Annotated in this window: 25 protein-coding genes and 3 tRNA genes; 22 read left to right on the forward strand and 6 right to left on the reverse strand. The window is 58.5% G+C overall.

What is annotated here, in order from left to right:
* Window positions 1–5: 5 nt before the first annotated feature.
* The 5 genes from arsJ to ACQKIK_RS16395 all read right to left on the reverse strand — a co-directional run bounded on the left by arsJ (window position 6) and on the right by ACQKIK_RS16395 (window position 4029).
* Window positions 6–1238 (reverse strand): organoarsenical effux MFS transporter ArsJ, encoded by a 1233-nt coding sequence (gene arsJ, locus ACQKIK_RS16375; RefSeq protein WP_499136709.1) that lies wholly within the window; start codon window positions 1236–1238, stop codon window positions 6–8.
* Window positions 1239–1304: 66 nt separating this feature from the next.
* Entirely contained in the window at window positions 1305–2312 is a 1008-nt protein-coding gene (locus tag ACQKIK_RS16380) for an ArsJ-associated glyceraldehyde-3-phosphate dehydrogenase (RefSeq protein WP_046161312.1), read from the reverse strand.
* Between the two features lie 16 nt (window positions 2313–2328).
* The gene (locus tag ACQKIK_RS16385) at window positions 2329–2655 is read right to left on the reverse strand and encodes a YnfA family protein (protein WP_045431817.1); all 327 of its coding nucleotides are present in this window, start codon (window positions 2653–2655) and stop codon (window positions 2329–2331) included.
* 154 nt (window positions 2656–2809) lie between these two features.
* On the reverse strand, window positions 2810–3523 hold the full coding sequence (gene arsH, locus ACQKIK_RS16390) for an arsenical resistance protein ArsH (protein WP_499136710.1): 714 nt from the start codon (window positions 3521–3523) through the stop codon (window positions 2810–2812).
* 149 nt (window positions 3524–3672) lie between these two features.
* On the reverse strand, window positions 3673–4029 hold the full coding sequence (locus ACQKIK_RS16395) for a metalloregulator ArsR/SmtB family transcription factor (protein ID WP_081262973.1): 357 nt from the start codon (window positions 4027–4029) through the stop codon (window positions 3673–3675).
* Window positions 4030–4218: 189 nt separating this feature from the next.
* Between ACQKIK_RS16395 and ACQKIK_RS16400 the strand changes: the two genes are divergently transcribed.
* The 4 genes from ACQKIK_RS16400 to ACQKIK_RS16415 are packed head-to-tail and all read left to right on the forward strand — an operon-like array spanning window position 4219 to window position 7698.
* On the forward strand, window positions 4219–5313 hold the full coding sequence (locus ACQKIK_RS16400; RefSeq protein WP_499136742.1) for an ArsO family NAD(P)H-dependent flavin-containing monooxygenase: 1095 nt from the start codon (window positions 4219–4221) through the stop codon (window positions 5311–5313).
* Window positions 5314–5345: 32 nt separating this feature from the next.
* Window positions 5346–6425, forward strand: a complete 1080-nt coding sequence (arsB, locus tag ACQKIK_RS16405; RefSeq protein ID WP_499136711.1) for an ACR3 family arsenite efflux transporter — start codon at window positions 5346–5348, stop codon at window positions 6423–6425.
* A gap of 12 nt (window positions 6426–6437) precedes the next feature.
* The gene (locus ACQKIK_RS16410) at window positions 6438–7442 is read left to right on the forward strand and encodes a permease (protein ID WP_499136712.1); all 1005 of its coding nucleotides are present in this window, start codon (window positions 6438–6440) and stop codon (window positions 7440–7442) included.
* A 19-nt stretch (window positions 7443–7461) separates the two neighbouring features.
* A complete protein-coding gene (locus ACQKIK_RS16415) occupies window positions 7462–7698 on the forward strand; it encodes a thioredoxin family protein (RefSeq protein WP_045427242.1) in 237 nt (78 codons plus the stop codon).
* A gap of 88 nt (window positions 7699–7786) precedes the next feature.
* Here ACQKIK_RS16415 and ACQKIK_RS16420 read toward each other — a convergent pair whose 3' ends face one another.
* The gene (locus tag ACQKIK_RS16420) at window positions 7787–8512 is read right to left on the reverse strand and encodes a hypothetical protein (protein WP_045431825.1); all 726 of its coding nucleotides are present in this window, start codon (window positions 8510–8512) and stop codon (window positions 7787–7789) included.
* Window positions 8513–8733: 221 nt separating this feature from the next.
* Here ACQKIK_RS16420 and gacA point away from each other — a divergent pair, with 221 nt between their 5' ends.
* The 18 genes from gacA (at window position 8734) to ACQKIK_RS16510 (ending at window position 21997) form a co-directional block, all read left to right on the forward strand.
* Window positions 8734–9378 carry a response regulator transcription factor GacA gene (gene gacA / locus ACQKIK_RS16425; protein ID WP_045427245.1) on the forward strand — a complete coding sequence of 215 codons (645 nt, stop codon included), beginning with the start codon at window positions 8734–8736 and terminating at the stop codon, window positions 9376–9378.
* Window positions 9378–11198: an excinuclease ABC subunit UvrC gene (gene uvrC, locus ACQKIK_RS16430; protein ID WP_499136714.1), complete on the forward strand. Its 1821-nt coding sequence runs from the start codon at window positions 9378–9380 to the stop codon at window positions 11196–11198. The genes gacA and uvrC overlap by 1 nt, the downstream gene beginning before the upstream one ends.
* A 34-nt stretch (window positions 11199–11232) precedes the next feature.
* On the forward strand, window positions 11233–11790 hold the full coding sequence (pgsA, locus tag ACQKIK_RS16435) for a CDP-diacylglycerol--glycerol-3-phosphate 3-phosphatidyltransferase (protein WP_045427251.1): 558 nt from the start codon (window positions 11233–11235) through the stop codon (window positions 11788–11790).
* Window positions 11791–11859: 69 nt separating this feature from the next.
* Window positions 11860–11935 (forward strand) — tRNA-Gly (locus ACQKIK_RS16440).
* A 44-nt stretch (window positions 11936–11979) separates the two neighbouring features.
* Window positions 11980–12053, forward strand: a tRNA-Cys gene (locus tag ACQKIK_RS16445).
* 174 nt (window positions 12054–12227) lie between these two features.
* On the forward strand, window positions 12228–12422 hold the full coding sequence (locus tag ACQKIK_RS16450; RefSeq protein ID WP_064482293.1) for a PLDc N-terminal domain-containing protein: 195 nt from the start codon (window positions 12228–12230) through the stop codon (window positions 12420–12422).
* Window positions 12423–12555: 133 nt separating this feature from the next.
* Window positions 12556–12642, forward strand: a tRNA-Leu gene (locus ACQKIK_RS16455).
* 161 nt (window positions 12643–12803) lie between these two features.
* Window positions 12804–14114 carry a tyrosine-type recombinase/integrase gene (locus ACQKIK_RS16460; RefSeq protein WP_499136715.1) on the forward strand — a complete coding sequence of 437 codons (1311 nt, stop codon included), beginning with the start codon at window positions 12804–12806 and terminating at the stop codon, window positions 14112–14114.
* 193 nt (window positions 14115–14307) lie between these two features.
* Entirely contained in the window at window positions 14308–14850 is a 543-nt protein-coding gene (locus tag ACQKIK_RS16465) for a hypothetical protein (protein ID WP_499136717.1), read from the forward strand.
* Between the two features lie 62 nt (window positions 14851–14912).
* Window positions 14913–15131 (forward strand): helix-turn-helix transcriptional regulator, encoded by a 219-nt coding sequence (locus tag ACQKIK_RS16470; protein ID WP_499136718.1) that lies wholly within the window; start codon window positions 14913–14915, stop codon window positions 15129–15131.
* Window positions 15128–15631, forward strand: a complete 504-nt coding sequence (locus tag ACQKIK_RS16475) for a KilA-N domain-containing protein (protein WP_499136719.1) — start codon at window positions 15128–15130, stop codon at window positions 15629–15631. Before ACQKIK_RS16470 ends, ACQKIK_RS16475 begins: the two co-directional genes overlap by 4 nt.
* A gap of 166 nt (window positions 15632–15797) precedes the next feature.
* Window positions 15798–16124 carry a DUF3077 domain-containing protein gene (locus ACQKIK_RS16480; RefSeq protein WP_499136721.1) on the forward strand — a complete coding sequence of 109 codons (327 nt, stop codon included), beginning with the start codon at window positions 15798–15800 and terminating at the stop codon, window positions 16122–16124.
* A gap of 190 nt (window positions 16125–16314) precedes the next feature.
* A complete protein-coding gene (locus tag ACQKIK_RS16485; protein ID WP_499136722.1) occupies window positions 16315–17190 on the forward strand; it encodes a toprim domain-containing protein in 876 nt (291 codons plus the stop codon).
* On the forward strand, window positions 17187–18932 hold the full coding sequence (locus ACQKIK_RS16490; RefSeq protein ID WP_499136724.1) for a DUF927 domain-containing protein: 1746 nt from the start codon (window positions 17187–17189) through the stop codon (window positions 18930–18932). The genes ACQKIK_RS16485 and ACQKIK_RS16490 overlap by 4 nt, the downstream gene beginning before the upstream one ends.
* A 244-nt stretch (window positions 18933–19176) precedes the next feature.
* The gene (locus ACQKIK_RS16495) at window positions 19177–19470 is read left to right on the forward strand and encodes a hypothetical protein (protein ID WP_499136725.1); all 294 of its coding nucleotides are present in this window, start codon (window positions 19177–19179) and stop codon (window positions 19468–19470) included.
* A complete protein-coding gene (locus ACQKIK_RS16500) occupies window positions 19467–20126 on the forward strand; it encodes a helix-turn-helix domain-containing protein (protein WP_499136726.1) in 660 nt (219 codons plus the stop codon). The genes ACQKIK_RS16495 and ACQKIK_RS16500 overlap by 4 nt, the downstream gene beginning before the upstream one ends.
* Before the next feature lie 370 nt (window positions 20127–20496).
* The gene (locus ACQKIK_RS16505; RefSeq protein WP_499136727.1) at window positions 20497–21231 is read left to right on the forward strand and encodes a lysozyme inhibitor LprI family protein; all 735 of its coding nucleotides are present in this window, start codon (window positions 20497–20499) and stop codon (window positions 21229–21231) included.
* Between the two features lie 199 nt (window positions 21232–21430).
* Entirely contained in the window at window positions 21431–21997 is a 567-nt protein-coding gene (locus tag ACQKIK_RS16510; RefSeq protein ID WP_499136728.1) for a hypothetical protein, read from the forward strand.
* Window positions 21998–22329: the final 332 nt, after the last annotated feature.

Below are 22329 nucleotides of genomic sequence, written 5' to 3' on the forward strand. Positions count from 1 at the left end.
TGCGCTCAACTGTCTTGCGGGGCTGCCTGATGACGACGGGGCAGGCCCATCGATATCAATGCGGCCAGCAGCACGAAAGCGCTCGATACCCATAAGCAGGCCTCAAGCCCATACGCTTGGTACACCCAACCGGACAGCAGGGTGCCGACCAGCCGGCCCAGCGCGTTGGACATGTAATAGAAGCCGACGTCCAACGACACGCCGTCGGCCTTGGCATAGGACACGATGAGATAGCTGTGCAGCGACGAGTTTATGGCGAAGATCGCGCCAAACAGCAGTAGGCCCCCAAGCAGTACCGTCTGGGGCGACCACTCCGTACCCAGCCCTAACGCTATTACTGCCGGCAGGCCCGCCAACAGCAACGCCCAAACAAACGCAGAGCGGCCGTCCGGCACCTCACCACGGCTCTTGCCCGTGATAGCCGGAGCAAGCGACTGGACGATGCCGTATCCGATCACCCATAGCGCGAGAAAGCCGCCTACCTGCCAGAAATCCCAGCCAAATACGGCAGACAGATAGACCGGCAGCGCCACCACGAACCAGACATCGCGCGCGCCGAACAGGAACAGCCTGGCTGCTGACAGAACATTTATGGCCCGGCTCTTGGAAAGCAATTCGCGAAACTTCGGTTTCGCCTTGGCCTTGCCCAGGTCTTTTTTCAGCAGCACAAGACTGGAAACCCAGATCAGCGACAGCGCAGCGGCCATGATCAGCAAAGCCCCGCGGAAGCCGATAGCCGCAAGCAGGGCGCCGCCGAGGAAAAAGCCAACACCTTTGAGTGCATTCTTCGATCCGGTCAGGACGGCCACCCACCGGTACAGTGTGCCTTGCTGGCCCTCTGGCACCAGGAGTTTGATTGAGCTCTTGGCGCTCATCTTGTTCAGGTCCTTGGCGATGCCTGACAGCGCTTGCGCACCCATCACCCACGGAATCGTCAGCCATGTGGCGGGCACGGTGAGCATCAGCAACGCCACGACTTGCATGGCCAGGCCGATGTTCATGGTGCGATTGAGCCCAAGCCTTGCCCCCAGGTAGCCGCCGACCAGATTGGTAATGACACCGAACACTTCGTAGAAGAGAAACAGGGCCGCGATTTGCAACGGTGTGTAGCCGAGCGCGTGAAAATGCAACACGACCAACATGCGCAGCGCGCCGTCGGTCAGGGTGAAAGCCCAATAATTACCGGTCACCAGCAGATACTGGCGAACCTCCGGTGCGAGGCGGGAGAGGGCGTGCATGATGGAGTCCCGTTGCGTTGTGGAATGAGCGCAAGGCCGCTGGAACCCCAGCGCCCTGCGTTCGGGTCAATCGGCCAGGCCCACCTTGCGTGCCAGTTCCACGGTGCGGTTGGCGTAACCCCACTCGTTGTCGTACCAGGCGTAGAGCTTCACCTGCGTGCCGTTGACGACCATGGTCGACAGGGCATCGATGATCGACGAGCGTGGATCGGTGCGGTAATCGATTGAGACCAGTGGGCGCTCTTCGTAACCGAGAATGCCCTTGAGCGGACCGTCGCTGGCCGCGGCGCTCAGAAGCTGATTGACCTCATCGACAGAGGTGGCTCGCTCGACTTCGAAAACGCAGTCGGTCAGTGAGGCGTTAGCCAGCGGGACCCGCACCGCATGGCCGTTGAGCTTGCCGCGCAGCTCGGGGAATATCTCCGCAATCGCCGTCGCCGAACCGGTAGTAGTCGGGATCAGGCTCATGCCCGAGGCTCGGGCGCGGCGCAGATCTTTGTGTGGCTGATCGAGGATGCTCTGGGTATTGGTCAGGTCGTGGATGGTTGTGATCGAACCATGGCGGATGCCGAGGTGTTCATGGATGACCTTGACCACCGGTGCAAGGCAATTGGTGGTGCAGGAGGCCGCGGTAACGATCCGGTGCTGTGCCGGATCGTACAGCGCGTCATTAACCCCCATGACGATATTGAGTGCCCCGGCTTCCTTGACCGGCGCGCTGACCACAACACGCTTGACCCCCTGGTCCAGATAGCCCTGAAGCACGGCCACAGTCTTCATCTTGCCACTGGCTTCGATTACCAGATCGCAGCCGGACCAGTCGGTATCTGCAATGGCCTTGTTTGCAGTGACTCGGACGCGCTTGCCATCGACGACAACGCAGTCGCCGTCACTGCTCGCTTCGTGCTGCCAGCGGCCGTGCACCGAGTCGAAGTTCAGCAGGTGGGCGTGGGTGGCTGCGTCGCCGGCGGGATCGTTGATCTGGACGAACTCCAGCTCTGGCCAATCCCAGGCTGCGCGCAGTGCCAGACGTCCAATCCGGCCGAAGCCGTTGATACCAACTTTGATTGTCATGGTTGATTCCCCTAAGTCAGGCGCCGCGAGGCGCGAACATGATGATGGCCATGCCTAGCAGGGCGATGGCCGAACCCAGCAGATCCCAGCCGGTAGGCCTGATGCCATCGACGATCCACAGCCAGACGATTGCAGCGCCGATGTAAACGCCGCCATAGGCGGCATACACGCGTCCTGCGGCTGTCGGGTGCAGCGATAACAGCCAGGCAAACAGCACCAGTGATGCCGCAGCAGGTACCAGCAGCCAGGCGCTTTTGCCTTGACGAAGCCACAGGTAGGGCAGATAGCAGCCGACGATCTCGGCGAGTGCCGTGATGGCGAACAAGCCAAAGGTCTTCAGCATCAGATCAGTCGCCACATTGTGCGAGCCAGCCAAACATGGACCTCGTTTAGCCTGGTGCCACGAGCCCTGAGGCATGGTGCGAAATTCAAGCGAGCTGTGCGCTCCTGAATACCGAGAACCTCATTGGCATGCGGCATGGTTGACCTTCCTGGCTTCAAATCGAGCGTTGGTTGACACGCGCTGACAGAGCTTCGGCCGATTCCTTGCGCTCCGAGTAGCGATCGACAAGGTAGCCGCCGCGGCCACGCACCAACAGCGTGAACTTGACCAGTTCCTCCATCACGTCTACGACCCGGTCGTAATACGCCGACGGTTTCATTCGACCGGCGTCGTCGAACTCCAGAAACGCTTTGGGTACCGATGACTGGTTGGGGATCGTGACCATGCGCATCCAGCGGCCTAACACGCGCATCTGATTCACCGCGTTGAAGGATTGCGAGCCACCACAGACCTGCATCAGCGCGAGCGTCTTGCCCTGTGTCGGGCGGACCGCCCCCATGCTAAGCGGCACCCAATCTATCTGCGCCTTGAACACCGCGCTCATCGCCCCGTGACGTTCCGGCGAGCACCACACCTGACCTTCGGACCAGATAACCAGGTCGCGAAGCTCCTGGACCTTCGGGTGAGACTCCGGGGCGTCGTCAGGCAGTGGCAGGCCGGAGGGGTCGAAAATCCGTGTCTCGCAACTCATTGCCTCCAGCAGGCGCGCAGCCTCTTGGCTCATCAAGCGGCTGAATGAGCGTTCACGGTTCGAGCCATACAGCAACAGGATGCGTGGCTTGTGTTCCAGATCGTTCGGCAGGCCGAGCTTTTCCAGGCTGGGCAGGTCGAGGCGCTCGGAATCGATATTGGGCAGATTGTCGTTCATGTGTGTTCTCGCATCAGGGTGCCGATACGCGCCAAGTCATCTTTGAGAGCGCTTGCATCAAACCGGTCGAGGGGAGGAGGGCGAGCAACGCCGCGATCCGTGCTTCGATGATCGACAGCGTGTCGTCCAATGCGCGCGCTACCGCTGACTCAGCCACAGGCTGTCGCTCGGCCAGGCCGATCGCGCATGCGTTCAAGGCGCTCAGCGTCGGGGCTCAACCATCGTTTATTGGCATTCAGAATGACTTGCAGCACATCGTGTACCCAATCGGGCAGATGCGGGTGCAAGCGGTAGTACACCCACTGGCCTTGGCGTCGATCCTCAAGAATCGCGCAGCTTCTCAGTTGGGATAGGTGCCTCGAAACCTTCGGCTGGCTTTCCTCGAGCGCAGTAGTCAGCTCACAAACACACAATTCACCCTCGCTTGCGATGAGCAAGGTCATGCGCGCTCGGGTTTCGTCGGAGAGGCATTTGAAAACCGTGTCTGGCGTTAGATGTTCGATCATGAATTTCACGGTTTGAGCGAGGTGATTGACATGGAGCATTCCCCAGCCAGGAAAAGGCGAATATATTGTTCCGCGTATATGCTGTAAAGCGAATATGCTCAGATAAATCTGCTGAGCGAGCGTCATGCTGACTGAGCTCCTGCAAAGGAATGCCGTATCCGCGAAGTGAGATATATTGAGGTGAACGTACTGACTGATGACCGCGCTGAAGCGGCTGATCCTGACGTAATCCTGATCGGAGGCGGGCAGTCAGCTTTGGCAACAGCGTACTTCCTGCGCCGCACGAACCGATCGTTCTTGATCCTGGACGACCAGAAGCGGGCTGGCGGTGCCTGGCTGCATGGCTGGTCGTCGCTAAGACTGTTCTCGCCTGCGGCCTGGAGCTCGATTGCGGGCTGGCAGATGCCGAGCCCGCAGACGGATACACCGACCCGCGACAACGTGATCGACTATTTGTCGCGCTATGAACAGCGGTACCAATTTCCTATCGTGCGCCCGGCTCATGTCAGATCAGTTACCAGGGTCGGTGATCAGCTCGAGGTGCGCGCTGCGGATCGAACGTGGCGTTGCCGAGCGCTGGTCAGCGCGACCGGCACCTGGCGCCAGCCTGTTGTGCCGGAATATGCGGGCCGAGAGCTGTATCAGGGGCTGCAGATACACTCTGCCCATTATGTGAATGCAGAGCCGTTTGCGGGTAAGCGGGTAATGGTGGTCGGAGGCGGCAATTCCGGCGCGCAGATTCTCGCCGAACTATCGCTCGTAGCCGAGACGATATGGATTACCCAGCAGGAGCCCGCATTCCTGCCTGATGACGTTGATGGGCGCGTTCTGTTCGAGCGCGCCACCGAACGTTGGAGAGCGCAGCAAGAAGGTCGCAGCGTTGAGGATCCAACCGGCGGGTTTGGTGAGATCGTCATGGTCGAGCCCGTCATAGATGCCCGCGCACGGGGCGTGTTAGCAGCGCAGCGACCGTTTGCTCGCTTTACGGCAAGCGGGGTCGAATGGGATGACGGGCATTACGAGCAGATCGATGCGGTAGTTTGGTGCACCGGTTTCAAACCCGCGTTAGCCCACCTCGACGGCCTGGGCGTCATCGAACCGGATGGCAGAGTTGAGGTAGACGGAACCCGATCAGTGAAGCAGCCCAACCTGTGGCTAATGGGGTATGGCGACTGGACAGGGCCCGCGTCAGCGACATTGATAGGGGTGACTCGCTATGCGCGAGCCACCGTCGAGCAGATTGACCAGATGCTGGCGGAGCCGTCACCCACGCCAGTGCTTTAGAACCCTCCGTAAGTTGAGGTACGAGGAGCTTGATGTCTACTCAATGCGAAACCATAGGAAAAAAGGCTGCAGGTGCGCCGATCGGTTTCTTCGAGCGCTACCTAACCCTTTGGGTCTTTCTCTGCATCATCGCTGGGACGCTTATTGGTTTATTGGCCCCGGAGGCCTCACAGACTATTGGCGCGATGGAGCTGGCCAAAGTGAACATCCCGGTTGGGGTGCTGATCTGGGTGATGATCATCCCGATGTTGATGAAGATCGACTTCAGTGCACTCCATGAAGTCTTTGAGCACCGCGCTGGAATGGGTGTGACCTTGCTCGTGAATTGGGCAATCAAGCCGTTCACCATGGCGTTTCTTGCATGGTTTTTTCTGCGGCATGTCTTCGCCGACTGGCTGCCGGCAGACCAGATCGATAGCTACGTTGCCGGGCTAATTCTGCTCGGTGCGGCGCCCTGCACGGCCATGGTGTTTGTCTGGAGCAACCTGTGTAACGGCAACGCCAACTTCACCCTTACGCAAGTGGCAGTCAACGACCTGATAATGGTGTTCGCCTTTGCGCCCATCGTGGCGTTGCTGCTGGGCGTCTCCTCGATTCCTGTGCCATGGGACACGCTGATCCTTTCTGTCGTGATGTACATCGTCATTCCGCTGACGATCGCTCAGCTCATTCGCAGCCGCCTTCGCAGAGGGGGTGAAGACAGGTTTCACGAAGCCTTGGCACGCATTCAGCCGTTCTCGATCATGGCCCTGCTGGCGACGCTGGTGCTGCTGTTCTCTTTCCAGGGCGAAGCAATTGTCGAACAACCACTGGTGATCGCCATGCTGGCGGTGCCGATCCTGCTGCAAACGCTCGTAATTGCCGCATTGGGTTACTGGCTCAACCGACAGCTGAAAGTGCGGCATGACATTGCGGGGCCGTCCGCCATGATCGGCGCGTCGAATTTTTTCGAGCTCGCGGTGGCGGTCGCCATTGTTCTATACGGTTTCAATTCGGGAGCTGCCTTGGCGACGGTCGTCGGTGTGCTCATCGAGGTGCCGGTGATGCTTTGGCTGGTTCGTACCGTCAACAAAAGCCGAAGCTGGTATGAACGGGCGCTGCCGCAAGGCTGATAGGAGAAGCACGTGGACGCTTTCAAGTGGCTCAATGACCAGCTGTTACGCATGGACTGGCTTTCCTATCTGGTGCGTTTGCTGGTCGAGGAAGTGTTCGGACTGGACTTGGCTAGCCGCCTAGGTGGCAGCCTGCACTTCTTCATATATGACGTAATCAAGATTTTCATTCTGCTGTCAGCTTTGATCTTCCTGATTTCGTGGATACAAAGTTACTTTCCACCGGAACGCACCCGGCGGATTCTCGGCGGCATGCGTGGTTATAAGGCAAACCTCACAGGGGCATTGCTTGGGACGGTCACGCCTTTTTGCTCCTGCTCGTCGATCCCGTTGTTCATCGGCTTTACCAGTTCCGGGCTGCCGCTGGCCGTGACCTTCTCCTTTCTCATTTCTTCGCCGCTGGTGGATCTGGCCTCGATGATCCTGTTGGCAAGCGTGTTCAATTGGTCCATCGCGCTGGCTTACGTAGTGGTCGGCATCATCCTGGCGGTAGTTGGCGGGACGCTGATTGGTAAGGCGCAGATGGAGCAGTACGTCGAAGCCTTCGTAACCCAGCACAAGGTTCTCGAGCTTCCGGCAGAGCAACTGACACTGCGAGATCGACTCGCCTATGCACGCGATCAGGTCAGCGAAATCGCCCAAAGAGTCTGGCTTTACGTACTGCTTGGCGTCGGCGTTGGCGCGGCGATACACAACTGGATTCCAGAAGACGTGATCACTGCCGCAATAGGGCAGGACCACTGGTGGTCGGTGCCGCTGGCCGCGCTCGTCGGTGTGCCGATGTACGCCGACATTTTTGGCACCCTGCCTATTGCAGAGGCGCTGGTCGGAAAAGGTGTCGGTATTGGCACTGTGCTCGCGTTCATGATGGCGGTTACTGCGCTCTCCCTACCGTCCCTTATCATGCTAAAAAAGGTCGTGAAGGCGCCGCTGCTGGCACTTTTTTTTGGCATTGTGATAGTCGGAATCATGCTAATCGGCTATCTCTTCAACAGCTTCAGTTACCTGCTCCTCTGACCCACTCAGGAATCATTCCATGATCATCAAGATCCTTGGTACCGGCTGTAAGAAGTGCGTTGCACTCACCGAAAATACTCAACAAGCCGTCAGCAACCTCGGTATCGAAGCACAGGTCGTCAAGGTCACCGATATCGCGGAGATAGCCGCTCACGGGGTTATGTCGACTCCAGCCCTGGCCGTTGACGATAAAGTGGTGTCGATGGGGAGGGTGCTGACACCAGGGGAAATCGAGCGATTGCTGAACGCTCGCTGAACTGAGGAGTTGCTCATGGTTAATGCACGCGTTCTCCCGCCTTACCTCGCGGGTCGTGCGGGCCGGTCTGAGTCTTGTCGCGCCACAGCTAGCTGCCCTGAACGCTGAGCAGCAGGACCGAATAGCCGACCGAGCCGAGTAGAAAGGCACTGAAGCGGCTGTCGCGCTCTTCGGGTAGTTCCTCTTTCAGAACGTTCAGTATGATCGATCCACCTACGAATGCCGTCAGTGCCGAAACGGCGAGCTCCGAAATCTCGGTAGCAAGGCCCAGCGTCCAGCCGGCAAGCGGCATCGCAGCGAGGAGCCAGCGACCGCGACGCCTGAATAAACCCTTGTGGTCACTCTGAAGGGCGAAGTCGTTGACCAGGAAATGCAGACTCATCGCGACGCAATAGAGCATCAGTGTCGTCAGGCTACTGTTCTCACCGTGAATCAACAGGTAACCGATCAGCCCGTTGTATACCGCAAACGCGCCAATGTGTAGCCAGAACACACCGGCATGGGGCTCCTGGTCAGCAGGGAGACGACGGCGATGCACCTTGATCAGACGCTCGACGCCATAGAAGGTGGCCAACCCAAGCAACGCCAACAGCCAGACATGATGCTCAAGATAACTGAGCAACCACCAGTCGCTTCCGCCCAGCACTTCCTGGCCACGAGCCAGCTCCGGCAGCAGATGAACGAACACGTAAGCTACCGAAACCCCGCCAGCCATGGAGAGCCAGCGGCTGCGAGGAAGACGGTTGAGCTGACGCAGACGTCCAGCAAACACATGAACGGACGCCAAAACGAAGGCTGCGACTAAGCTGCTAATCAAGAGCGATATCGCCTATTGATAAGGTTTCGATCAATAAGACAGACTTCGGTCCACCGGCACACGTTCACCTTGATGTCCGGCGTTAGGTGGATCGATAATGGCGCTATGCCACTCTGCGATGTATGGTCTGGGTAAGGCAGCAAATTTTTTGTTAAAGTTCGCCGCTTACGAAGCGAGCAGTCAGCCAGCTTCAGATTTGTACAGAATGAGGTGTCTGCTTGATTAGGGTGCTTGTGGTCGATGACCACGATCTGGTACGCACAGGCATTTCCCGCATGCTTGCCGATATCGACGGCCTGCAAGTGGTAGGTCAGGCGGAATCCGGTGAGGTGGCGATCAAGAAGTCCCGCGACCTCAAGCCGGACGTTGTGTTGATGGACGTAAAGATGCCAGGCATCGGCGGCCTCGAGGCGACGCGTAAGCTGCTGCGTAGCCACCCGGACCTCAAGGTCATTGCGGTCACGATCTGCGAAGAAGATCCTTTTCCTACACGACTGCTCCAGGCCGGTGCAGCCGGCTACCTGACCAAAGGTGCCGCACTGGATGAAATGATTCAGGCAATCCGGATGGTTTTTGCCGGCCAGCGCTACATTAGCCCCCAGATCGCCCAGCAACTCGCACTGAAGTCCTTTCAGCCCAAGGTTAACGGTTCTCCTTTCGACCTGCTGTCCGAACGGGAGATCCAGATCGCGCTGATGATCGCGAACTGTCAGAAGGTCCAGGCTATTTCCGACAAACTCTGTTTGTCGCCCAAAACTGTCAATACCTATCGCTATCGCATCTACGAAAAGCTTTCGATCACCAGTGATGTCGAGCTGGCGTTGCTGGCTGTCCGACACGGCATGGTCGACACCATCAATTGATGAGCGGCTTTGATTCCTCAGCGTTCCTTGCTTCTTGCAGTGGACGTCCCGGTGTCTACCGGATGTTCGACGCCGAAGCCAAGCTGCTCTATGTCGGGAAAGCGAAGAATCTCAAGAAGCGCCTGGCCAGTTATTTCCGGAAAGTCGGGCAAGCGCCGAAAACGGCCGCGCTCGTTGCCAGGATCGCCCAGGTCGAAACAACGATCACTGCCAACGAAACAGAAGCGCTGCTGCTCGAGCAAACGCTCATCAAGCAATGGCGGCCGCCATACAACATCCTGCTACGCGACGATAAGTCGTATCCCTATGTGTTTCTTTCAAGTGGCGATTTTCCTCGGCTCAGCATCCACCGAGGCGCCAAGAAAGAGATCGGCCGTTATTTCGGCCCGTATCCCAGCGCCGGCGCGATTCGTGAAAGCCTGAGTTTGTTGCAGAAAGCTTTCTTCGTACGCCAGTGTGAAGACAGCTATTACCGAAATCGCACCCGCCCATGCCTGCAGTATCAGATCAAGCGTTGCAAGGCTCCATGCGTAAACCTCGTTGACGCGGATGAATATGCTGAAGACGTTCGTCATTCGGTCATGTTTCTGGAAGGGCGCAGCAATGCCCTGGCGGAGGAGCTTTCCAAGAACATGGAAAAGGCCGCTATGGAGCTTAATTTCGAGCGTGCCGCGGAGATACGGGACCAGATTGGCATCCTGCGACGCGTCCAGGACCAGCAGAGCATGGAGGGTGGCAGCGGCAACGTTGATATCGTCTCCGCCGTGGTGAGCCCGGGTGGCGCCTGCGTTCATCTAATCAGCGTGCGCAGCGGTCGAGTACTTGGCAGCAAGAATTTCTTTCCTCAGGTTGCCATCGAAGAAAGCGTCAGCGACGTGCTCCAGGCGTTCCTGGAACAGTATTACCTCAGCTCCATGGAGCGCGATCTGCCCTCCGAGCTGATTGTCAATGCGATACATGAAGACTTCGAAACCCTGATTAGCGCGGTTTCTGAGCTGCGTGACGTCGAGTTGATCATCACCTATCGAGTTCGCGGTACTCGGGCGCGTTGGCAACAGCTGGCGCTAACCAACGCCGAACAAGCGCTCGGCGTGAGACTGGCGAGCCGTCAGCATCTGGCTGCACGGTTCCAGGCACTTGCTGAGGCGTTGGATATGGATGAGCAGCCGAGCCGGCTGGAATGTTTCGACATCAGCCACTCCAGTGGCGAAGCAACCGTCGCATCCTGTGTGGTTTTCGGCCCGGAAGGGCCACTGAAGTCCGACTACCGGCGCTACAACATCGAAGGCGTCACTGCTGGTGACGATTATGCGGCGATGCACCAGGCGCTCTCGCGCCGCTTTAAGAAAGCAGCCGAGGGGGAGGGCAAGCTGCCCGACATCCTGCTGGTGGACGGCGGTAAGGGCCAGATGAACATGGCTCGCGAAGTGCTACAGGAGCTGGCAGTGCCTGACTTGATTTTGTTGGGCGTGGCGAAGGGCGTTACCCGCAAGCCGGGTCTCGAGACGCTGTACCTGAACGATGCAGCACATGAATTTACATTGCCGGGCGACTCACCTGCGCTCCATCTGATCCAGCAGGTGCGCGACGAAGCCCACCGTTTCGCAATCACCGGTCATAGAGCGCGGAGGGGAAAAGCGCGTACAACCTCGACTTTGGAAGGTGTGCCTGGCATCGGACCGAAACGCCGCCGAGAACTGCTCAAGCACTTCGGTGGTCTTCAAGAACTCAGTCGTGCGAGCCTTGACGAAATCGCCAAGGCTCCAAGTATCAGTAAAAAGCTTGCCGAGTCGATTTATGCCGCTCTGCACAGTGAGTAGAATCCCCTCCTAAATCCGCGGACCAGTGGTATCGATGAACATCCCAAACATTCTCACCGTGCTACGCGTACTGCTGATACCGATCATCATCCTGTTGTTCTATTTGCCTTTTAAGTGGAGTTATCTGGCCGCAAGCGCCGTTTTCGCCATCGCCGCCGTCACTGACTGGCTGGACGGATACCTCGCTCGTAAACTTCAACAGAGCACGCCCTTCGGCGCTTTTCTTGATCCGGTCGCGGACAAGCTGATGGTTGCCGTGGCCCTGGTTCTGCTGGTCGAGGAACATTCGAACCTTTGGCTGACCTTGCCGGCCGCGATCATCATCGGCCGGGAGATCGTGATTTCAGCGCTGCGCGAATGGATGGCAGAACTGGGCGCTCGAGCGCAGGTGGCGGTGTCCAATCTGGGCAAGTGGAAGACAGCAGCACAAATGGTGGCGCTCATCATCCTGCTCGCCAATCCTCCGCTGACGACCGTCTGGGTTGGATTGGGGTATGCGTTGCTAATAGTCGCCGCGGGCCTGACGCTGTGGTCGATGGTGAATTACCTGATGGCCGCCTGGCCCCATCTCAGCCCTACGGAAAAGAAATAAAAACTTTTTTAATCAAGGGCTTGACGGGGCGTCCTGAAACTATAAAATGGCGCCCGTCACCAAGACGATGCGGGAATAGCTCAGTTGGTAGAGCACGACCTTGCCAAGGTCGGGGTCGCGAGTTCGAGTCTCGTTTCCCGCTCCAGTTTGTTGACGATGACGCCGCTGTATGCGGCGTTATCGTTTTGAGGCCGGTTGGCAGAGTGGTTATGCAGCGGATTGCAAATCCGTGTACGCCGGTTCGATTCCGACATCGGCCTCCAGTAATAAAGAAACCGCAGGCGAAAGCTTGCGGTTTTTTTATGCGCTCAATTTGTAGCACGCCAAACTTTCGCCTTATCTGATTAGCGTCATTGGCGAAACGCATCCGCTCTAACTCGGAACTGTAGCGGCTCGGGCGGTGACTGAAACATAGAGAGTCTGTTTAGGGGACGTCTATGTCAGATGCAATGAGCTACCTCGCAATTGCGCTTGCCGGCATCGTTATCGTGCTGGATCTGTTAGCAATCATCAGTGTATTCAAAAGTGATCGAAGCGTAGGGGCGAAAGCATTATGGGCGCTGGGCATAGCTATCTTTCCAATACTCGGACTGGTGTTCTGGCTGATCGTCGGTATTCGCCGTCGGCATTGAATCGACGACGTTGAGCTATTGGTCCATGCCCGCTAGGCCCTATATAGACGCGCCGTTGTGCCGTTCGGGTTGCGCCTCGACCAGAGCCTCGTTATAGTCCTGCGCCGCGATTGTGATCGCGCATCACCGTCCCGCCCGGATGGCGAAACTGGTAGACGCAAGGGACTTAAAATCCCTCATCCGAAAGGGTATGCGGGTTCGATTCCCGCTCCGGGCACCATGAGCATGATTTCAGACGTTCCCGTATGAACCTGAAACCCAGTAAAGCCGGCCTCTGCAGCCGGCTTTGTTGTATCTGGGGACATGTGGATGCATCTATACATTCCCGTTCTTTAAGGGTACGTTTAGGGGTATTCCGGTTCGATAAAGGAGCGTACCCCTATGGCGCGCACGGCCACACCCCTTACAGACTCCAAATGCGACGCCGCGCGCCCACGCGATAAGGACTACAAGCTGTTCGACGGCAGCGGGTTGTTCCTGCTGGTGAAGATGAACGGGACCAAGGTCTGGCGCTTCAAATTCAAGCGTCCGGACGGTAGGGAGGGGCTTGCAACCTTCGGCAGCTATCCGGCGACCGGGTTGAAGTCAGCCAGGGGCAAGCGAGCCGAGGCGCTAGAGCTGTTGGCTAAGAACACAGACCCTATCGAGTACGAACGCCAGAAACGCAACGAGGCTGCGCAGTCGTCCTGCAACACCTTCAAGGCTGTCGCCTTGGAGTGGCACGCAAGCATGGCTGGCAAGTGGTCGAAGGGCCATGCCGCCCGTGTGATGAACGAGTCTGAGGCCGATCTATTCCCTTTGCTTGGCCATCGACCCATCGCCGAACTGAAGACCAACGATCTACTGGCCGCGCTGAAACTGGTGGAGAAACGCGGCGCCCTGGATCTTGCCGGGCGTCTGCGTCAACGCGTCGTCGGCATCATGCGAACCGGCGTCCAGCGCAACATGATCGACTATAACCCCGCACTCGACCTGCTTGGCGGGACCGCCACACCGAAGACGAAGCATAGGCCAGCATTGCCCCTACAAAGACTGCCCGAACTGCTTGGGCGCATCGAGGCGGACACAGGCCGGCCTTTGACCCGCCTGGCCGTTCTGCTGACGCTACAAGTGTTTATCCGTTCAAGCGAGCTTCGGTTCGCCCGCTGGGATGAAATCGATTTCGACCGTTCAATGTGGATCATCCCAGGCGAGCGCAAGCCCATCGAAGGGGTGAAGAACTCCCATCGTGGCTCGAAGATGGGTACGCCGCACATGGTCCCGCTAAGTCGCCAGGCGTTGGCCACGCTAGACGCGATCAAGCCGCTCACTGGCCGGTTCGATCTGGTCTTCGCTGGCGATCACCATCACTGGAAGCCGCTCTCCGAGAACACCGTCAACAAGTCGCTGCGACGCATGGGCTATGACACCAAGGCGGACGTCTGCGGGCACGGCTTTCGCACTATGGCCTGCTCGGCCCTGGTCGAGTCCGGTATGTGGAGTCGAGACGCTGTGGAGCGGCAGATGAGCCACCAAGAACGCAACGGCGTTCGCGCGGCCTACATCCACAAGGCCGAGCATCTGGAAGAACGCCGGCTGATGATGACCTGGTGGGCTGATTACCTTGATGCCAACCGGGAGTCTCACATCACGCCGTATGAGTTTGCACACCGAGGTATCGACGCCGCGAACGTAGTGGAACTGCGCGCATGAGGATATTGTCATTATGGCCGGCGTAAACTGGTTCAAGCGTGGGAAGCACCAGACAAGGCTCCCGTCTCACGTCGATATGCCCGACGAGGCCAGCGCCGTACTGGTTCGTGCGCTTTGCCGGCTGAGCGAGTGCGTGATTAGCGACACGCCCACGTTGGAAGGTCGGAGAAATCGCCAACGCTGGCTACATACTATGCGTTGGCAGTTATTGAATGCCGTGGCTATGGCTCGCCTTTACCGGCAGGAGGCTGAAGGCACAGCTGTTGAGCCACGAGATGTCCAACGTCAACTTAAGGCCATGCTAAAGCTGGACGATGCCGGACTAGCCAAGGCAATCGAAGACTGCGACACCAGAACCCACGCGGCAATAGAGGCAGCCAAGAACGCTATAGGGCCAACACCGGAAGCCAAGTGGATACCATGCGATGATCCATATGCACCGTCAGGAATGCAGGTGTTGGCACCTGAGACTATCCGGCGCGCCGTAGAAATCGCGCTTGCAGATGAGCAAACACATGACGGCAAGTGTGGCCCGAAAGAGAAAGATTATCAGCGCGCATTGGCGCGCACCGCCTGTGAGATTTGGTTAGAGCACAAGCCAGACGGCGGGCGCGGTAGGCCGGCGTTTATCCGTACCGTTTTTGAAGCAGCAGGCATGTTCTTAAGCGAAAAGAGCCTAGAGGGCATTACCCGTCAGGTTGACCCTGCTTGCAAAAAAAGAGGTCGAATTAAATAGGGAGAAACTTTAGCGGCCATGTGAATAATGAGGGGCATCCCAATCAATACGGATGCTTCTATATGAAAACGGCAACCCCCGCTAAAGCCCTGATCCGTCAGCCTGCCTTGTGCGATTGGCTCGACTTGTCACGCTCCGGCCTGGACAAGCTTCGCAAGAAAGACCCCACCTTCCCAAAGCCGATCAAGGACGGCGGCACCCGTCAGGCTGCCGCGTATTACGTCGTTGAGGAGGTAAACGCCTGGCTGGCCAGCAAAATCGAAGCGAGGGATGCCGCATGAGCACGCATGTAATTCCACTCGACTACCAAGGCCAGCAGGTGCGCTTCGACTTGGCGGGCTGGATTAACGCAACTCAAGCGGCGGGACGTTTCGGCAAACTGCCAAACGAATGGCTACGACTCCCCGATACGGTCGCGTACCTCGAAGCCATCGAACGTACATACGGGAAAATCCCGCATGTAAAAACCAGTCGGGCGCGAGTGGATCGAGGCGGCGGTACTTGGCTTCATCCTAGGCTTGCCGTCGCCTTTGCTCGCTGGCTGTCGCCAGACTTTGCCGTCTGGTGTGACCGCCAGATTGACGGCCTGATTAAAGCCGAACCGGCGATTGTTCGGCAGCTGGAGCAGGCATCCCGAGCGCTGGCAGATCTTCGTGAAGGTGCAAGTAAGGGCGGCGCTAGCCTTGCACATTGGCGCTGGGGTAAGCCCGCGCTTGAACAGAGCGCCGCATATTGGCGTGGCCGGTTACAACTGACTCTGTGGCCGGAGGGCGCTGTATGACGCTCCCCTATTCGCTCCCTATCGCTGCCAAGAGCTCGCAGTCACCCAAGCAAACCACACGCAATCCGTCCACCCATGCCGCAGCCTGGAGGGCCCGCGCGTTCGCCGCTCTGCGCGCTGAGCCCATGATTCTCGCCCGCACCCTGGAATTAACAGGAGGTGCGCAATGAAACCGGCCAAGACCACCGAAGGGTTTACCTTTCACTGCACCGCCAGCATTGCGCCGGACCATCTGTTTGCCGTCGCGCCTGACGTGGCGGCAGTTGACGCCTTAAGCGGCGCCTCTGATCTGCTGGCCATGGTTGACGCCGCATTGCTTTCAGCTGTCCTCGATGACACGCCCCTTCAAGGCAACACCGCGAAGATGGCGCATTACGCGCTCGAAAGCGCCAGAGCAGTGCTTGATGCCGTGATCGACGGCATAGAGCTCGAGCGACCAAGACGCAGCGGTACACGCCGCCAGCGGCACCGCACCAGCACGCCAGAGGCTTAACCAATGACGATTTTTCAACGCTGCCGGAAGGTGGTGGCGGATTCGTTCGGCCTGGTGAAAGCCAAACTGCCTTCCCGCCACAAAACGAGCGAACGGCATGACCTGCTGCTGACTCCGGCGTCGAATGAGTCGCTTGTCGGCAATGCTGGTGCCGTGCGGGCAAAGCTGCTGAGCACAGGGCGGCGTCGCCATGACTGACCCTGTGATTTTGTTTCGCGAGGCAATGGCTGAAACGTTCGGTCTGCTGGACTTCCTGCCGACCCCGGACGGTGAGATTCACCGCTTCCATGTTCCCGGCGACCGAGCCGGTAGCCGCAACGGCTGGTACGCCCTTCACTTGGACGGCCTGCCGGTGGGCGTTTTCGGTAGCTGGAAGCTGGACCAATCGACCCTCTGGAGCAGCCGGCAGGCCATCGATTACCGCGAGGATGAGCAGCTGCGCCGGCGCTTGGAGCAGATCAAGCGCAAGCGCGAGGCCGATCGGTTCAAGCGCCAGCAGGAGGCCGCTGCCGACGCTCGGCTGCTTTGGTTCGAGGCTGGGCCAGTTGATGCAGATCATCCCTACCTGGCCCGCAAGGGCTGCAAATCACACAACCTTCGCCAGTCAGGCGCCGTGCTGCTGGTGCCGCTGTACCTCGGTCGCCAGTTGGTGAACCTGCAACGCATCTACCCAGACGGGGCCAAGCGATTCATGCCTGGCGGACGAGTAAAGGGCTGCTACTCAGCCTTGGGGCAGTTGGAGGAAGGGCAACGCATCTACGTCTGCGAGGGCTGGGCGACCGGCGCGACGATCCGCGAACACACGGGTGCCGCAGCGGCTTGTGCGATGAACGCCGGCAACCTACTGGAGGTTGGCAATTACCTACGTCTGACCTACCCGAACAACCCGCTAATCATTGCTGGAGACGATGATCGTCAGACCGATGGCAATCCTGGACGCACTGCTGCCGAGCAAGCCGCCATTGAGCTGGGTTGTGACGTCGTGTTCCCGCCGTGGAGTGGAGCCGAGCCCCTGGGTTTGACCGACTTCAACGACCTGCGCCAGTGGCGGGAGGCGAACCTTTGAACAACATCGTCGAGCTGATCCCCGAGTCGAGCGCAGCATCGCTCAAGCGCCCTTGCTTCCGAGTCTACGACTGCGCCAGCACCGTTGACGGCAAGAAGCTGAAGGCCGGTGTCTGGCATCACGGCAACAAGCGCGACGCCGATGGCAACCTGACGCCGGTGGATGAGTGGCTGTGCGGCCCACTGCACGTAGAAGCAGTGACGCGCAGCGAGTCGAAAAAAGCCGACTACGGGCGCCTGCTGCGCTTTCGCAACTTGGACGATTGTTGGCTGACCTGGGCAATGCCAGGCGACCTACTGGCCGGGCATCCGGCTGACATTCTCCGGGTGCTGTTCGGCATGGGTCTGAAGATCGCCCACCGCCAGCGCGCCCGCGTGGTGGAGTACATCGCCGAGCAGAGTCCACAGCGCCGCGTTACTGCCGCTACTTCGACCGGCTGGCACGGCCCGGAGCTGTTTATCACCCCTGTCGAGAACATCGGCACCGGTGACGCCATCCACCAATCCGAGATAACTGCCGATGGCGACTATGGCAAGGCAGGCACCCTGGACGGCTGGCGCGAGAGCATAGCCGCCATGCTACCGGGCAATCCCATCCTCCAACTGGCCATCGGCACCGCGCTTGCCGGCCCGCTGCTGGTGCCACTCAACATTCACGCAGGCGGAGGCTTTCATTTGCTATGGGATAGCTCCAACGGCAAGACCACCGCTGTGCTGTGTGCCTCTTCGGCCTGGGGACATGGAGCGCACTTCACTCTGAAGTGGAATGCCACCGCCAATGGCTTGGAGGGTATCGCCGCCCTTCGTAATGATGGGCTGCTGGCGCTGGATGAGCTGGGGCAGGCCGATCCGCGCTATGTGGGCGACGTGGTGTACAGCGTGGCGGACGGCATCGGCAAGCAGCGCGCAGGGCGGTCGAGTGCTGCCCGCCGAGTGCGCCGCTGGCGGGTGATGCTGTTGTCGTCCGGAGAGGTGACGCTTGAAACCAAGATGGCTGAAGCCGGCAAGCGTACCCGTGCCGGGCAAGAGGTGCGGCTTGTCACGGTATCGGCTGGCCGCACGTTCGGCGCCTGGGACAGCCTGCACGGCCACCCGAATGGCGCCAGCCTGTCCGACGCCCTCAAGCGCGCCAGTTCCCAGCACTACGGCCACGCCGGGCCGGAGTTCGTGCGCAAGCTGGTTGCCAGCGGCGATATGGAAAAGTTGCCGACGATGCTGGAATCGATCCGCAAGCACTTCCCGGCAGCGACCGGCCAGCAGGCCCGCGTGGCGGAACGCTTCGCCATCGTTGCGCTGGCGCTGGAGCTGGCCGTGGGCGTGAATCTGCTGCCGCTGGGCAATGGCGAAGGCACCCGCAGCATGGTCGAGCTGTTCAAGCTGTGGCAGGCCGATCGAGGAGAAGGCCCAAGCGAGGACGGCCAAATTCTCAAGGCACTGGCCGACTTCATAGATCGCCATGGCGGGAGCCGTTTCCAATCCGTCGAGCATGGCGCTGATGAGGTACGCGACCGTGCCGGTTATTGGGAGAGCACCGGCAGCGGGCGCTTGTACCTGTTCACCCGCAGCGGTCTGGAGGAAGCCGCCAAGGGCTTTGAGCTGGCCCGCGTGGTGCGTGCGCTGGATAGCGTGGGAGCCATAGCCAAGCGCGCGCACGGTAAGCACCAGCACAAAAAGCGCCTACCGGATGGCTCAACCCCTTGGCTGTACTGGGTCAACCCTGCGCCCATATGGCCTGGAAGCTGACCATGAGCTGTTCTTTGTAACGCGCCACACGTGCCACGCGTGCCAAGGCTTAGAGCCACAAGGCTTTCAGCTGTGGCACCACAAAAACGGGCACGTGCCACTAGTGCCACACACCGCCGCCCCTGTGGCGCCTTTGGCACCTAGGGAGATCACCCGTGCCACCGCTACATGCCTTGCGATTACTGGGCTTGGCACCTGTGGCACGGCAAAAACAGGCAAAAACAGGCAAAAAGGACAAGCGTACATGGGCACCTTGCTTGATCTGATAACTAGCCTCGGCGTTGCGCCAACCGCCAAGGCCACCGCCACGCCGATTTGCGCAGTCACGCTCATCGACCACCAGCACCAGCAGCCCGCAAGCGAGCCAATGCCAGCACCAGAACTAAAAGCCACTAGCGAGCCGATGCGCACCGCCTGGATGATCTCCCGAGCAGGCCAGTCGATCGGCTACATGGTCGGCCAAGCAATGACCTATTCCGAAGCCCTCGACTGCGCGCTCATGCGCTGGTCGGACGCCGAAATCCTGGAGACACGATGAACACCACCACTGCCACCAAGATCGACACCGACACCTTCGCCCGCACCATCGGGAAGCGCCTGAAGGCCGCACGGCTCGCAGCTAAGATGAACGCTCGATCAGTAGCTGAACGCCTCGGTTATCAAGGCCAAACTCAAGTATCGCTGGCCGAAAGCGGCGAGCGCGTTCCGCCGCTGCCGGTACTTATGGCCTACGCCAAGTTATATGTGGTGCCGCTGGATTTCCTTTGCGGACTAATTGACGACCCTATCGCTGACGCTGCTGAAACAAACCAGGGCGTCATTGCCAACGCCGTCGCTGACGCCATGCGAGAACAGTTCACCCGTTTGGTAAACAGCGTGTCGGAGCAAGCTAGCGTCACAATCGTCGGCTACAACCAAGACCGGCGCGACCTGCAAGTCGCTTGCTCCGCCGGGTTGCAAGCATATGCCGCACTGGAGCGTGTGCGGGAGCTAAGCCCAGAGTTCGACGAAGACTGGCGAGGCACTGCAAAACTGGTTAGCCACCTTGAACGCCTTGCGGCTACTGCTGCGACGATGAGCGAGCGCCTGAAGCGAGAGCGACGCACGCGGGAGACGGTGGACAACGAACTGTCATTGAGCGAGATGGATGGCAAGGTCCGGAAGCACCTAGTCCGTCTTTCTATAGGTGACTGACGACATTAACTGTTCCTAACAATTGCTAAAAACTCCTAATGCAGAAGGTCCTAAGAAAACCTAAGGTGTGAACATTGAAGTAAGTGCGGACTTCGCTGGCTTTCTGGTCGGCTCCGAGCAGGTCAATCTGCCCGGCAATCAGAACATAAGCTACAAATTCTTCGTGACATCAGGACCGACACGCCTGCGATGCCGCCCGTACTACTGGCGCCAGTATGCCGCGCAAACTAGATCCAGACGCTGCAGACAAAGCGTCGTGCCGTCATTCACGGCTTGGGCAGTGGAGGCGATTAAGGCCCATCGCCACCACGCCAGAACCGTTTGGAGTTAGACTAATCCGCATTCAGTATCCAGCATCAAGGAAGAAGCTATGTGCAAAGCTATCGCGATAACAGCCGCTTTGGTTGCATCAATGTGCGTCCAAGCAGACGAAGGCAGGGAATATATTCAGCAAGAAGTCGCTGGCGTGTATAGCGTCTACATGCCCGGTCTTACGCGTCAGCAATCTCCTTTGCGCCTTGATTATGCCGATGGTGGCTTTCTAGCCATGGAGCAAGGCGGCACTAAACGAGCAATGCCAATCCACACTGTAAATTCGTCGCAGGGGACAGTGAATCTCCTTGAACCATCAGGTGAGCTAGCGACACTCTCCGTTCAGTTTGGTCATGGCAAAATGGTTTTTGCAAACGGCTCGCAGTTGACTCTGAGCTTTGTTAGAAAACTCACTGACATCGACCGGGCTGCGATGGGTAACGTTGCCGCGCCAGTGCTTACACCGGCACCCCAGCAAGACGCTCCGGCAGCAGCCGCGTTAGATCCGGTCATAGCAAGCTTCGATTGCGAAAAGGCGGCTACAGCAGTAGAGGGTTTGATCTGCGGAAATGCTGAGCTTGCAACTCTCGACGTTCGCACGGCTGACGCGTACAAGACGGTACGCGACGGCGTTGATGACCGTTCCGCTATGCAAAAGGAGCAGGTTGAATGGCTTAAACACACGCGTAATCTCTGCAAGACGCTCGAATGCCTTTTCCAAGTTTATACAGAGCGAGCAGAGGATCTGGAGCAGCTAGCTCAGTACTTATCGAAGCCAGCCGAGTTCCGCTAGGGTCCGTTGCCATTTTGCCCCGACAATGTCGGTTTGAACCAAAAATGACTCAGCCAATAACACGGCTCCTTTCGGTGAAAAGCTGCTAGGAATAGCTAGGGGTCTCCTTCCTTCCGCATATCGGGTGCGGCAATGGTGGGTGGCGAATTAGGGTTTCGGTTTGCTCTACTGTTCTAAGACATCGAGAAGGAACCGAACTTTGGAAAAGGTTGTTTCACGGCAAGAGCTAGCAAGCTGTCTGAAACAGCTTGCTGCTGCTTCTTTACTCGTTTTATCTATCCAAGGGCCTGGGAATGAAATCGTTACGTCGATTCGATCGCTTGGCAGCGTCGCTGAAATAATTGAGCACCCTCACCTGGATCTTCCGGATGGAGCGTACGTAGTAAAGTACGAGCCTGGGGATGAAGAAGAGCAAGACTCTCAAGACCCGATAATCAAAGATTACGCAGCGGATTGGACAGCGCAGTTCAAGCTCGCCCGCGGACCGGTCACGGGTGGTTACTCCCAACTGCTAGAAGCGCTTAGTAATTACGAGTACGTCGTGAACGTAACGCGCGAAAGCTATGGGGTAGTTGGGCACATGCTTGTCGCATTGCCTGAAGATCCGGTTGCGCTAGCTGAGCTTAAGGAAATCCTTTCTGATTATTCGCTTTGGTTTGCGGTCCCTGACGAGACTGGAGAGTTGCATCCGGGAAACATGCGTCCTGGCCGCGGGATAGATATTGGTATAGATCGCATGTTCAATGCATTGCGTGCTAAACGCTAAACGAGATGGACCCGCACTCGCACGGTGAAGGCGGGCGAGCGGGTCGGGGTCGGGGTCGGGGTCGGGGAAGTATGGACCGTATCGCAGCCTATGCAGCGCCAGGCTGCGGAGGTTCTGGGCGATCGCCCAAGATGAGCTTGACGTCATCCGAATTCACTTACCACCTCGAAGCCTTGTCTCTCGCAATAGTCTCGTGCTGTCTGCTTCGTTTCACAGATCAGGAGTTGCCGATACTCTGTAAGCGAACGGGCATTACACCTTGCCGGCGGATACCCAGTTGTGCGGCAGCAGCTCGACCAGAGCGCTGGCCTTCTGCGTCGGCAGTCGTGTGA

The sequence above is a fragment of the Pseudomonas sp. NPDC047961 genome (genome assembly GCF_050272435.1).
GTDB lineage: Bacteria > Pseudomonadota > Gammaproteobacteria > Pseudomonadales > Pseudomonadaceae > Stutzerimonas.

What these genes read in the sequence shown, in the direction of transcription:
- pgsA (WP_045427251.1), top strand. Translation starts at nt 11,233, where the DNA reads ATGAACATCCCAAACATTCTCACCGTGCTACGCGTACTGCTGATACCG.
- arsH (WP_499136710.1), bottom strand. Translation starts at nt 3,523, where the DNA reads ATGAACGACAATCTGCCCAATATCGATTCCGAGCGCCTCGACCTGCCC.
- ACQKIK_RS16505 (WP_499136727.1), top strand. Translation starts at nt 20,497, where the DNA reads ATGTGCAAAGCTATCGCGATAACAGCCGCTTTGGTTGCATCAATGTGC.
- ACQKIK_RS16495 (WP_499136725.1), top strand. Translation starts at nt 19,177, where the DNA reads ATGGGCACCTTGCTTGATCTGATAACTAGCCTCGGCGTTGCGCCAACC.
- ACQKIK_RS16450 (WP_064482293.1), top strand. Translation starts at nt 12,228, where the DNA reads ATGTCAGATGCAATGAGCTACCTCGCAATTGCGCTTGCCGGCATCGTT.
- ACQKIK_RS16415 (WP_045427242.1), top strand. Translation starts at nt 7,462, where the DNA reads ATGATCATCAAGATCCTTGGTACCGGCTGTAAGAAGTGCGTTGCACTC.
- ACQKIK_RS16480 (WP_499136721.1), top strand. Translation starts at nt 15,798, where the DNA reads ATGAAACCGGCCAAGACCACCGAAGGGTTTACCTTTCACTGCACCGCC.
- ACQKIK_RS16385 (WP_045431817.1), bottom strand. Translation starts at nt 2,655, where the DNA reads ATGCTGAAGACCTTTGGCTTGTTCGCCATCACGGCACTCGCCGAGATC.
- ACQKIK_RS16465 (WP_499136717.1), top strand. Translation starts at nt 14,308, where the DNA reads ATGCGTTGGCAGTTATTGAATGCCGTGGCTATGGCTCGCCTTTACCGG.
- ACQKIK_RS16500 (WP_499136726.1), top strand. Translation starts at nt 19,467, where the DNA reads ATGAACACCACCACTGCCACCAAGATCGACACCGACACCTTCGCCCGC.
- uvrC (WP_499136714.1), top strand. Translation starts at nt 9,378, where the DNA reads ATGAGCGGCTTTGATTCCTCAGCGTTCCTTGCTTCTTGCAGTGGACGT.
- arsB (WP_499136711.1), top strand. Translation starts at nt 5,346, where the DNA reads ATGTCTACTCAATGCGAAACCATAGGAAAAAAGGCTGCAGGTGCGCCG.
- ACQKIK_RS16460 (WP_499136715.1), top strand. Translation starts at nt 12,804, where the DNA reads ATGGCGCGCACGGCCACACCCCTTACAGACTCCAAATGCGACGCCGCG.
- ACQKIK_RS16380 (WP_046161312.1), bottom strand. Translation starts at nt 2,312, where the DNA reads ATGACAATCAAAGTTGGTATCAACGGCTTCGGCCGGATTGGACGTCTG.
- ACQKIK_RS16485 (WP_499136722.1), top strand. Translation starts at nt 16,315, where the DNA reads ATGACTGACCCTGTGATTTTGTTTCGCGAGGCAATGGCTGAAACGTTC.
- ACQKIK_RS16395 (WP_081262973.1), bottom strand. Translation starts at nt 4,029, where the DNA reads ATGATCGAACATCTAACGCCAGACACGGTTTTCAAATGCCTCTCCGAC.
- ACQKIK_RS16475 (WP_499136719.1), top strand. Translation starts at nt 15,128, where the DNA reads ATGAGCACGCATGTAATTCCACTCGACTACCAAGGCCAGCAGGTGCGC.
- arsJ (WP_499136709.1), bottom strand. Translation starts at nt 1,238, where the DNA reads ATGCACGCCCTCTCCCGCCTCGCACCGGAGGTTCGCCAGTATCTGCTG.
- ACQKIK_RS16470 (WP_499136718.1), top strand. Translation starts at nt 14,913, where the DNA reads ATGAAAACGGCAACCCCCGCTAAAGCCCTGATCCGTCAGCCTGCCTTG.